Here is a 7,071-nt window from a genome sequence, read left to right as displayed (position 1 = left end):
CCGCACCGGGACGGGTGGCGGTGCGCGGCAGGTCCTCCGGCCCGCCGCGCCGGCCCCCCGCCGGCGCCCGCAGGCCCCCGCAGGGCCCCGCGAAGGACACCGACGGGCGCAGCGAGCACGGCCGGGCGGACGAGAGGGGGTGAGGTCGTCATGCGAGCGATGACGGGGGTACTGCTCGCGGGCCTCATCATGATCGTGCAGGTCACCGTCGTGAACCGCCTTGCCCTGCCGGGCGGGGGCGCCCCCGATCTCGTGCTCCTCGGGGTGGTGATGTTCGCGCTGGCGCGCGGCGCGGTGCCGGGCGCCGTGGTGGGATTCGCCGTCGGCCTGGTCACCGACGTGCTGCCGCCCGCCGCCCACGTCATGGGCCAGTACGCCCTGGTCTTCTGCCTGGTGGGTTTCACCGTGGGCAGGGCCGCCGAGCGCGCGCCCGGCGCGTCGGCGCTGACGGTCATCGTCGCGGTGATGCTCGCCCCCCTGCTGTCGGCCGGGGTGGGCGGGCTGCTCGGCGACCCCCGGGTCGACTGGCGGGGGCTGCTCGGCCTGTGGCCGTCGCTGGTGATGTACAACCTGGCCGTCTCGGCGTTGATCTTCTGGGTCGTGTCGCGGTGCTCACGCGAGCGGCACAGGCGGGAGTCCGTCCCCACCGGGGCCTATCCCGTCCGGAGGCGCGTGTGATCCGGGTCCGCGCCAGGCTGGTGCTGCTGCAGTTCCTCGTGCTGACCTTGTTCGCCGTCCTGGCCCTGCGGCTGTGGCAGGTGCAGGTCGTGCGCGGGGCGCAGTTCGTGGTGGCGGCGACCGAGACCCGTACGCGTGACGTCATCGTCCCGGCCGTGCGGGGGCAGATCCTCGACGCCAGCGGGCGGCCCCTGGTACGCAACCGCACCTCGCTCGTCGTCTCGGTCGATCGGGCCGAGCTGGAACGCATGCGCGACGGGGGGCAGGCCGTGCTCAGGAGGCTCGCGGCGGTGCTCGACCGGCCGGTGAAGGAGTTGCGTGAGCGCATCCGTCCGTGCGGGCCCCACGTGTCGCGCCCCTGCTGGCCGGGCTCGCTGTACTCCCCGATCCCGATCGACGACAACGTCGACGCCCGTCAGGCGCTGCAGATCCTCGAGCGGCAGGAGGACTTCCCGGGGGTGATCGCCCAGCCGCAGGCCGTCCGCGAGTATCCCCTCGGCACCGGCGCCTCCCAGACCCTCGGCTATCTCCAGCCGGTCACCGAGGAGGAGCTGAAGAAGCGATCGAGCCTGAAGGCGAACTTCTCCGGTGTCGACCTCGTCGGAAGGGACGGCCTCGAATACGTCTACGACGAGGCGCTGCGCGGCTCGCCGGGCCTGCGGAGGGTGCAGGTCGACCGCATGGGCAAGGTGCTCGGGATCGAGCGGCAGACCTCCCCGACGGCCGGCGACATCCTGATCACCAACATGGACGCCAACGTGCAGAAGATCGTCGACCAGGCGCTCGAGCACGCCATGAAGAACGCCCCCAAGGCCGACGGCGCGGCGGCGGTCGTCCTCGACGTGAAGACCGGCGGGGTGATCGCGATCGGCAGCATGCCGACCTACGACCCCTCGGTGTGGGCCGGGGGCATCTCCGAGAAGGACTACCAGCGGCTGTTGTCGGAGAAGTCCGGGCTGCCGCTGATCTCGCGCGCCACGCACGGCCAGTACGCCCCCGGCTCGACGTTCAAGGTCTCGTCGGTGTCGTCGATGATCAGGGACGGCTATCCGCTGAAGGGCAGGTACGACTGCCCGGGCTCCTACAACGTCGCCGGCACCGAGTTCCACAACTTCCACGGCATCGGCCTGGGCGAGATGGATCTCCACACGGCACTGGTGAAGTCCTGCGACACGATCTTCTATCGGGCCGCCTACGAGATGTGGCAGCGGGACGGCGGCCTCACGCCCGTGAAGCACCCCAAGGAGCCGATGACCAACACCGCCAAGGCCTTCGGGTTCGGCCGCAAGACCGGCATCGACCTGCCCGGCGAGGTGCCCGGGAGGATCCCGGGCCGCGTCTGGAAGAAGAAGATGTGGGACGCCACCCACCATCTCAGCTGCGTCCGGGCCAAGAGCGGCTATCCGGAGGTGGAGAAGACGAACCCGAGCCGGGCCGCGTACCTCAAGAGGCTCGCCCACGAGAACTGCGTGGAGGGCATGCAGTGGAAGGCCGCCGAGGCCGCCAACCTCTCCATCGGGCAGGGCGACGTGCTCGTGACGCCCCTGCAGCTCGCCGCCGCGTACGCCGCGCTCGTCGGTGACGGCAAGCTGCGCAGCCCGCGCATCGGCAAGGCGCTGGTACGCCCCGACGGCACGCAGGTGGAGATGATCAAGGCGCCCGTCACCGGGAAGCTGCCGATCAACGAGCAGACCCGGCTGTACATCCGCGACGCGCTCAGCGAGGTGACCTCGGACGGCACCGCGGCGGGCGCCTTCAGCGGGTTCCCGATGAACGTGGTGAAGATCGGCGGCAAGACCGGTACGGCGGAGGTGTACGGCAAGGAGGACACCTCCTGGTTCGCCTCCTTCGCTCCGGCGAACGACCCGCGGTTCGTGGTCGTCGTCACGGTCTCGCAGGGCGGCCAGGGCGCCATGGCGGCGGCCCCGGCGGCGCGTGAGATCTGGGAGGGCATCTACGGCATCAAGGGCAAGCCCGCGCTGCCCGACGGCAAGCCCGTCGAACGCCTTCCCGTGATCAGGAAAGACGGGACGGTGGCGAATTGAGTGCTCTCGCCCCGCAGCGCCGCTCCTTCTTGCGCAGGGCCATGGGAGCGCGGTCGGCGGTGTGGCGCGTCGACGGCATCCTGCTGGTCGCCATCCTCGCGCTGTCGGTCATCGGCACCCTGGCGGTGTGGTCCTCGACGCGCACCTGGGCGGCCGACACCAGCATGGTGAAGAAGCACGTGCTCAACCTCGCCATCGGCTGGGTGCTGTGCGGCCTGACCGCCCTGGCCCGGCAGCGCACCCTGCGGATCTACGCGCCCGTGGTGTACGGCGTGGCCCTGCTGGGCCTGCTCGCGGTGATCACGCCGCTCGGCTCGACGATCAACGGGTCCCACTCGTGGATCCTGCTCGGCGGGGGCTTCGCGGTGCAGCCGTCCGAGCTGGCCAAACCGGCGTTGATCCTGATGCTGAGCGCCTTGCTCGCCGAGCCCGTCCCGGGGTCCGACAGGCCGCGCCCCCTCGACCTGGCGCTGGCGATCGCGGCCGCCCTCATCGCGATGGGCCTGGTCATGCTGCAGCCCGACTTCGGGACGACCATGGTGCTGGCGGTCATCACGGCGGCGTCCCTGATCTTCGCCGGGCTGCGCAAGCGGTACATCGTGGGGCTGTGCGCCCTGGCGCTGGCCGGGGCCGCCGCGGTGTGGTTCCTCGGGCTGCTCAAGCCGTACCAGGTGGCGCGGTTCACGGCGTTCATCGACCCGGCGAACGACCCGCGCGGCGCCGGCTACAACAGCACCCAGTCGCTGATCGCGATCGGCTCGGGGGAGCTGTTCGGCAAGGGCCTGTTCCACGGCGGCCAGACCACCGGACGGTTCGTCCCCGAGCAGCACACCGACTTCATCTTCACGGTGGTGGGGGAGGAGTTCGGGTTCCTCGGGTCGGTCACGGTGGTCGCGCTGCTGGGCCTGGTGCTGCTGCGCGGCCTGCGCATCGCCCGGCAGTGCGAGGAGCGGTTCGGGGCGCTGGTCGTGGCCGGGGTCGTCAGCTGGTTCGCCTTCCAGACCTTCGTCAATGTGGGGATGACCATCGGCATCATGCCGATCACCGGTGTGCCGCTGCCGTTCGTGTCGTACGGCGGCACCGCCACGTTCGCCAACATGATCGCGATCGGTCTGTTGCAGGCGATCCACGTTCGTGAGCGGGCGTTCTAGCGGGGGCTTGTGGATGACTGGCGCGAGCCGTGGTGAGCAGGAACTACCCTTGTTCACATGTCTGTCGAGTCGCTGTTTCCCCGTCTGGAACCGCTCCTGCCCAAGGTGCAGAAGCCGATCCAGTACGTAGGGGGTGAGCTGAATTCGACCGTCAAGGACTGGGATGAGGCGAGCGTCCGCTGGGCGCTGATGTATCCCGACGCCTACGAGGTGGGCCTGCCCAACCAGGGCGTGCAGATCCTCTACGAGATCCTCAACGAGCTGCCCGACACGCTGGCCGAGCGCACCTACGCGGTGTGGCCCGACCTCGAGGCGCTCATGCGGGAGCACGGCGTGCCGCAGTTCACCGTCGACGCCCACCGGCCGGTGCGCGCGTTCGACGTGCTCGGCGTGTCGTTCGCGACCGAGCTCGGCTACACCAACCTGCTGACCGCGCTCGACCTGGCCGGCGTCCCGCTCCTCGCCGCCGACCGCGGCGAGGACGACCCGATCGTCCTGGCGGGCGGCCACGCGGCCTTCAACCCGGAGCCGATCGCCGACTTCCTCGACGCCGCGGTGCTCGGCGACGGCGAGCAGATCGCCATCGCCGTCTCCGAGGTGATCCGCGAGTGGAAGGGCGAGGGGCGTCCCGGCGGGCGCGACGAGCTGCTGATGCGCCTGGCGTCGTCCGGCGGTGTCTACGTCCCGAAGTTCTACGACGTGGAGTACCACCCCGACGGGCGCATCAAGCGGGTGGCGCCCAACCGGTCGGGGGTGCCGTGGCGCATCCAGAAGCACACCGTCATGGATCTCGACGAGTGGCCCTACCCGAAGAAGCCGCTGGTCCCGCTGGCCGAGACCGTGCACGAGCGCTTCAGCGTCGAGATCTTCCGCGGCTGCACCCGTGGCTGCCGGTTCTGCCAGGCCGGCATGATCACTCGCCCGGTCCGCGAGCGGTCGATCACGACGATCGGTGACATGGTGGAGGCCGGCGTCAAGGAGTCCGGCTTCAACGAGGTCGGCCTGCTGTCGCTGTCTAGCGCCGACCACTCCGAGATCGCCGACATCGCCAAGGGGCTCGCCGACCGGTACGAGGGCACCAACACCAGCCTGTCGCTGCCCTCCACCCGCGTCGACGCGTTCAACATCGACCTGGCCAACGAGTTCTCGCGCAACGGCCGCCGTTCGGGGCTCACGTTCGCCCCGGAGGGCGGGTCGGAGCGCATGCGCAAGGTCATCAACAAGATGGTCACCGAGGAGGACCTGATCCGCACCGTCACCGCGGCCTACAGCCAGGGGTGGCGGCAGGTGAAGCTCTACTTCATGTGCGGCCTGCCGACCGAGGCCGACGAGGACGTCCTCGGCATCGCCGACCTCGCCAAGAAGGTCATCAAGGCGGGCCGCGAGGCCACCGGTTCCCGTGACATCCGCTGCACGGTGTCCATCGGCGGGTTCGTGCCCAAGCCGCACACCCCGTTCCAGTGGGCCGCCCAGTGCGACCACGAGACCGTCGACCGCAGGCTCAAGCAGCTCAAGGACGAGCTGCGCTCCGACAAGGAGTACGGCAGGGCCATCGGTTTCCGCTACCACGACGGCAAGCCCTCCATCGTCGAAGGGCTGCTGTCGCGGGGCGACCGCCGGGTCGGCGCCGTGATCAGGGCCGTCTGGGAGGACGGCGGCCGCTTCGACGGCTGGAGCGAGCACTTCTCCTACGACCGCTGGATGTCCTGCGCCGAGCGCGCGTTCGCCGGCGGGCCGGTCGACGTCGACTGGTACACCACGCGCGAGCGCGAGGAGGTCGAGGTGCTCCCCTGGGACCACCTCGACGCCGGCCTCGACCGCGAATGGCTCTGGCAGGACTGGCAGGACGCCGTCACCGAGACCGAGGTGGAGGACTGCCGGTGGACCCCCTGTTACGACTGCGGAGTCTGTCCCACCATGGGCACCGAGATTCAGATCGGTCCCACGGGAAGGAAGCTCCTCCCGTTGACGGTCGTCTGACGGGCCGGGTGGAAGCAAACACCGCCCGTAACCGTTGACCAGATAGGCGATCCGGTCCGGACGACCGCCGCAGGCCGCGGCGGGCCCGGACCGGCAGACGCCCACCTGGCCGGATGACCATCGACGTGACACAGGAAGGATCACTTAACTGAAGAACCCTGTTCCTGATGGGCCGCCGCCCGCGCCCGTGGTGCAGCGCCTTCGCGTGCGCTACGCCAAGCGCGGCCGCCTGAGGTTCACCAGCCACCGAGACATCTCGCGCGCCATCGAACGAGCGGTGCGCAGGGCCGGCATCCCGGTCGGCTTCAGCGCGGGATTCACCCCCCATCCGAAGATCTCCTACGCGGGAGCCGCCCCCACGGGGGTGGCCAGCGAGGCCGAATATCTCGAGATCGGCGTCGTCGCCCCCTGTGAGCCGGAGCGCGTCCGCACCGACCTCGACTCATCCCTGCCACCCGGCCTCGACGTGCTCGACGTCGTCGAGGCGCACGCCGGAAGCCTGGCCGACAGGCTGGAGTGCTCGGTGTGGGAGGTCGGCCTACCCGGCACCGACCCGGCGGAGGCGGAGGCCGCGGTCGAACGCTTCCTTGCCGCCGGGCGCGTCGAGGTCGAGCGCCTGACCAAGAAGGGGCTACGGCGCTTCGACACGCGCGAGGCCGTGCTCAGCCTGACGGCTCATGAGGGAACCGACCAAGCAGCGGGCCAGGAGCCCGGGCGGCCATGTGCGATACTTCGTATGGTTGTCCGGCACGTCACGCCCGCCGTTCGACCCGACGACGTGCTCACGGGTCTGCGTCTTGTGGCCGATCTCGCGCCGCCGTCACCTCCCGCGGTGACCAGGCTGGCGCAGGGTCCGCTCGACGCACGCACCGGTGAGACCGCCGACCCGCTCGACCTGGACCGCGACATTCGCGGCGGCGAGCCGGGGCCGGCTGTGCGGCATGTCGCCGACCACAAATAGGACTTGGCGCCGGGCCCCGCGAGGCGGCCTGGCGCACATGAGAGACGAGAGCTCCTGTGCGGCGCGGCGACGCGCCCGGGAGCTGACGGGAGAACGCCCGCATGCTCGACAACGAGCCCATCGCCGGGGCCCTCGGCCCTGACGGGGATACAACAGCACACCAGGAAACCAAGCCGGTCCGGCGGCGTCGCGCCGCGAGCCGCCCGGCCGGCCCGCCACCGGAGGAGCCGGAGCGCGCGGCGGGCCTGCCGGCCGG

5 protein-coding genes are annotated in these 7,071 nt (G+C 70.6%); all 5 read left to right on the top strand.

Annotated elements, in window-relative coordinates; genetic code table 11:
• Nucleotides 1-150: 150 nt before the first annotated feature.
• The 5 genes from mreD to KIK05_RS46215 all read left to right on the top strand — a co-directional run bounded on the left by mreD (nt 151) and on the right by KIK05_RS46215 (nt 6,815).
• A complete protein-coding gene (mreD, locus tag KIK05_RS46235) occupies nt 151-678 on the top strand; it encodes a rod shape-determining protein MreD (protein ID WP_250564597.1) in 528 nt (175 codons plus the stop codon).
• On the top strand, nt 675-2,723 hold the full coding sequence (gene mrdA / locus KIK05_RS46230; protein ID WP_214417306.1) for a penicillin-binding protein 2: 2,049 nt from the start codon (nt 675-677) through the stop codon (nt 2,721-2,723). Before mreD ends, mrdA begins: the two co-directional genes overlap by 4 nt.
• Nucleotides 2,720-3,874: a rod shape-determining protein RodA gene (rodA, locus tag KIK05_RS46225; protein ID WP_250564596.1), complete on the top strand. Its 1,155-nt coding sequence runs from the start codon at nt 2,720-2,722 to the stop codon at nt 3,872-3,874. The genes mrdA and rodA overlap by 4 nt, the downstream gene beginning before the upstream one ends.
• Before the next feature lie 57 nt (nt 3,875-3,931).
• Nucleotides 3,932-5,854, top strand: coding sequence for a TIGR03960 family B12-binding radical SAM protein (locus KIK05_RS46220; protein ID WP_214417305.1), 1,923 nt, complete (start codon nt 3,932-3,934; stop codon nt 5,852-5,854).
• 205 nt (nt 5,855-6,059) lie between these two features.
• Complete coding sequence (locus KIK05_RS46215) at nt 6,060-6,815, top strand: TIGR03936 family radical SAM-associated protein (RefSeq protein WP_214417304.1); 756 nt, start codon at nt 6,060-6,062, stop codon at nt 6,813-6,815.
• Nucleotides 6,816-7,071: the final 256 nt, after the last annotated feature.

It is taken from the genome of Sphaerisporangium fuscum (assembly GCF_018531465.1).
In the GTDB taxonomy this organism is placed as follows: Bacteria; Actinomycetota; Actinomycetes; order Streptosporangiales; family Streptosporangiaceae; genus Sphaerisporangium; species Sphaerisporangium fuscum.
The sequence above is the reverse complement of the archived record's forward strand: the minus strand, read 5'-3'. Positions and strand labels throughout refer to the sequence as shown.